At 71.3% G+C, this 3751-nt stretch carries 4 protein-coding genes and 1 pseudogene; all 5 read right to left on the bottom strand.

All coding sequences use genetic code 11. The annotated features are described in order from the left end of the window. Window positions 1-189: 189 nt before the first annotated feature. A complete protein-coding gene (locus VNS22_RS01400) occupies window positions 190-606 on the bottom strand; it encodes a calcium-binding protein (RefSeq protein WP_414653289.1) in 417 nt (138 codons plus the stop codon). 3 nt (window positions 607-609) lie between these two features. Beyond that, a pseudogene (locus VNS22_RS28475) lies at window positions 610-828 on the bottom strand (calcium-binding protein); the annotation flags it as partial. After that, window positions 750-1340 carry a calcium-binding protein gene (locus VNS22_RS01395; protein ID WP_325728840.1) on the bottom strand — a complete coding sequence of 197 codons (591 nt, stop codon included), beginning with the start codon at window positions 1338-1340 and terminating at the stop codon, window positions 750-752. The gene VNS22_RS01395 and the pseudogene VNS22_RS28475, both read right to left, overlap by 79 nt. Before the next feature lie 311 nt (window positions 1341-1651). Next, window positions 1652-3346 (bottom strand): iron ABC transporter permease, encoded by a 1695-nt coding sequence (locus VNS22_RS01390; RefSeq protein WP_325728838.1) that lies wholly within the window; start codon window positions 3344-3346, stop codon window positions 1652-1654. After that, the coding region (locus VNS22_RS01385) for an ABC transporter substrate-binding protein (RefSeq protein WP_325728835.1) at window positions 3343-3751 on the bottom strand (409 nt) is incomplete at its 5' end. The genes VNS22_RS01390 and VNS22_RS01385, both read right to left, overlap by 4 nt.

The raw sequence follows: 3751 nt of genomic DNA, 5'->3' as shown, positions 1-3751 counted from the left end.
GTTCAAGCCCACCAGGCTGCAACTGGTCTTGCCAAGGTCGATCCCTAGCACCGCGATCGGTGTCTTCGTCATCGGTCCCTCCCTCCCTCAGCGCCTGCGCCATGTAGCGCCAGGCCGTGAGGGGCGGACCATCCCATAAGCCCCGGCCGCACCAGGCGGCCGGGGCTCCCGCTCGAGCCGGAACCCGGCTCAGCCGAACCAGGAGGCATCCACGCCGGTCACGCCCGTGAGGGTGACGGTGTGGTTCAGGCCCAGGTTGAGCACGGTATTGCCCTCGACCACCGTGGCGCCGGCGATCGCGTTCTCGACCGTGTTGCCGTTGCCGCGCAGCGAGATCGTGTCGATGCCGACCTCGAAGTCGGTGATGGTGTCCTGGTCGCCTTCGGTGCGCAGGATGATGAACAAGTCCTCGCCGGCACCACCGGTCAGCGTGTCGTTGCCGGCCTGGCCGTTGATCTGGTCGGCCCCGGCACCGCCATCCAGGATGTCGTCGCCGGCTCCACCGGTCAGCTTGTCGTCACCCTCGCCACCGAGCAGCTGGTCGGCGCCGTCCTTGCCGTCCAGCTCGTCGTTGCCGGCACCGCCGTCGACCACGTCGTCGCCCATGCCGCCGAACAGGCCGTCATTGCCGTCCTCGCCGAACAGCTGGTCGTCGCCCAGCGCGCCAAAGAACCGGTCGTCGCCGTCGCCGGCGCGGATGATGTCGTTGCCCGCACCGCCCGTCCCGATGTCGTTGCCGGTGTCGACCGTCAGGGTCTCGCTGCCACCGTAGATGACGTCGTCCCCGGCGCCACCGTCGAGGCTGTCGTCGCCATATTCGCCGAAGATCTGGTCGTTGCCCTGCCGGTGAAGATCCGGTCGGCGGCACCGACGGTGGTCTCGACCCCGACGGCGGTGCGGTCACCCCAGGCGGTGTCGTCACCCTCGCCACCGGCGATGATGTCGCTGCCATTGCCGCCATAGGCGCGGTCGTTGCCCGCACCGGCGATGATGACGTCATTGCCGTCGCCGCCCATCAGGCGGTCCAGGCCGTCGCCGCCGCGCAGGACATCGTCGCCGTTGTTGCCGAACAGATCGTCGTTGCCCGCCCCGCCATCGACGATGTCGTTGCCGGCGGCCCCGTACATGCCCTTGTCGTTGCCGTCGCCGCCATAGATGCGGTCGTCGCCATCCTCGCCGTTCAGCATGAGGTCGTCGCCGGCCTCGCCGAACAGCAGGTCATCGCCGGCCCCGCCGAAGATCCGGTCGTTGCCTTCCAGGGCATGAATCTCGTCCGCCTCGGGCGTGCCGGGAATGGGCGGATCCTTGTCGTCGCCAGGAGTACCGAAGATGAGAGCCATGATTGCACCTAGTTGAGAAGAGAGGACTGGACAGCTCGCAGTGGCTAAGGAGGCCGCCCGGTCGCACGTGCGCGCCTGCTCGGAAATCCACTGAAGAAACAGGATCATGCTGCCGGCTTCTCAGGCCGGTAGCGCACCCGGGGATCCTGTCGGCCAGCGACACGCACCGCACGCCGGGTCGCCTTGCGCGTGCGGTGCCCCTGGACAATCACCGGCCGGCAACAGGCGCGCATCACCCGCCAGCGCCGCATCGCGCACACATCCGGACACAGCTGCGTGAGACGTTCGTGAGCGGTCGGAAACGACGGTCTTCACAACCGCCAGGGCAGCGTCCCGGCCGGCAGCCGGTCGCCCAGCCGGTCGATCGCCACCACCAGCAGCACCACCACGGCGGTGGCCGAGAGCGCCACCGCACTGGCCTCGCTGACCAGGCCCGCCTCCTCCAGCGAGAACAGCACCACCCCCAGCGTCTCGGTGCCGGCGGTCCACAGCAGGGCCGACACGGTCAGCTCGTTGAACGCCAGGAGGAAGGCCAGCAGTCCGCCGGCCGTGACCGCCGGCCAGATCGCCGGCAGCACCACATGGACCAGCCGGGCGAGCGGCCCCGCACCATCCAAAGCCGCCGCCTCCTCCTGGGCGCGCTCGAGCTGCGCCAGTGCCGCCAGCGGCGGCTTCAGCACGACCGGCAGGAATCGCGCCATGTAGGCGAACAGGATGATCCAGGGCGTGGCGTAGATGGTGACGCCCAGGAGCGGCAGCGGCCGGACGAACAGGAGGATGCAGGCGATCGCCAGCACGATGCCCGGCAGGGCGTAGGGCAGCTCGATCAGCGGCAGGAGCAGCTGGCGCGCCCTGGCCGGTGCCCGGTCCAGCGCATGCCCCACCGGCACCACGACCAGCGCCAGGAGCAGGGCGGCACCACCGGCGAACAGGAAGGAATTGCGGAAGGCCCGCACCGTCACGTCCTGGCGCCAGAGCACCTCGGCGAAATGGGCGAGCGTCGCCGAGGCCGGGGTGAGCCTGGCGCCGTAGGTGGGGGCCAGGGCCGAAGCCAGCAGCGCCCCCAGCGGCAGGAACAGGACCAGCGCCACCATCGCCCAGGCCAGCACCAGACCCGGCAGCCGCCAGCGGCCCAGCCGCCAGAAGCGGCCGAGCGGGCGCTCCGTGCTCCGCCTGGTGCCCGAGCGCGCCAGCACCACCGCGGCGCCGCCCGCCGGCAGCAGCACCAGCACCAGCATCGCCACCGCCAGCAGGGCCGCCCGGTCGATCACCCCCAGCCCGTTGCCGACCAGCTCGCGGTAGATCAGGGTCGGCAGGGTCAGATAGCCGGCCGGCATGCCGAGCAGGGCCGGGATGCCGAAATTGCCGAAGGCCGCGACGAAGGCCAGCAGGGCCGCCGCCACCAGCTGCGGCGCCAGCAGGGGCAGGACGATCCGGGCCAGGAGCGTGCGCTGGCCGGCCCCGTCCATGGCCGCCGCCTCGACCAGCTCGTGCGGCACGGTCTTGAGCCCGGCCAGCACCAGGATGGTGACCAGCGGCGCATGGTGCAGGCCCAGCACCAGGATCACCCCGCCCCGGCCGATCAGCGGGTTGGGCGTTCCGGCGGCCGGCGCCATGCCCAGTGCGTTCAGCAGCGGCGAGGCCGGCCCCGCCAGCACGGTGAAGGCCAGGGCGGTCACCTGCGGCGCCATCAGCATGGACAAAACGAACAGGATACCGATCGGGTGGCGCTGGGGCAGGTCGGTGACCCCCAGCAGCAGCGCCATGCCTGTGCCCAGCACCAGCGCCAGCAGGCCGGACAGCACGCCGCTCTCGATGCTGTGCCAGGCCGCGCGCAGGCTGGCCGGGGCCAGCAGCGGCGCCAGCGCGTCGCCGGCCAGCGCCTGGAGCAGCAGGCGGCCGACCGGCAGGGCCGCCAGCACCAGCACGATCGCCAGCAGCAGCCAGAAGCCCGGCCGTCCCTCGGGCCGGCCACTTGCCGGCCGGCCGGGCAGGGTCGCGATCACGGCTGGAAGATGGCCTCGAAGCGGGCGCGGTTGTCCGCCTCCTCGGCCAGTGCCTTGGCCGGGTCGAAGGGCAGGACCTTGATCGTGTCGCGGGCCGGATAGCCCTCGGGCAGCGCCACGGCCGGGTCGGCGGAAATGTAGCCCTGGGCGGCCGCCAGCTCCTGGCCGGAGCGGGAGACGAGGAAGTCGACGAAGGCCCGGGCGGCCTCCGGGTTCTGCGTGGTCTTCAGGATCGCCACCGGCTCGGTCACCGCCGACACGCCTTCCTCGGGAAACACGAACGAGACCGGCGCCCCCTTGGCCTGCTCGCGGATCGGCATGAAGTCGACGATCATGCCGAACAGCTTCTCGCCACCCGCCACCGCCTTCAGCACCCCGCCATTGGCCCCCTCGGCCAATGCATCG

It is taken from the genome of Geminicoccus sp., assembly GCF_035556675.1.
In the GTDB taxonomy this organism is placed as follows: Bacteria; Pseudomonadota; Alphaproteobacteria; order Geminicoccales; family Geminicoccaceae; genus Geminicoccus.
The sequence above is the reverse complement of the archived record's forward strand: the minus strand, read 5'-3'. Positions and strand labels throughout refer to the sequence as shown.

Bases quoted from the DNA above. Each gene is read 5' to 3' on its own strand.
- VNS22_RS01395 (WP_325728840.1), bottom strand. From the start codon at position 1,340: ATGGCTCTCATCTTCGGTACTCCTGGCGACGACAAGGATCCGCCCATT.
- VNS22_RS01400 (WP_414653289.1), bottom strand. From the start codon at position 606: ATGGGCGACGACGTGGTCGACGGCGGTGCCGGCAACGACGAGCTGGAC.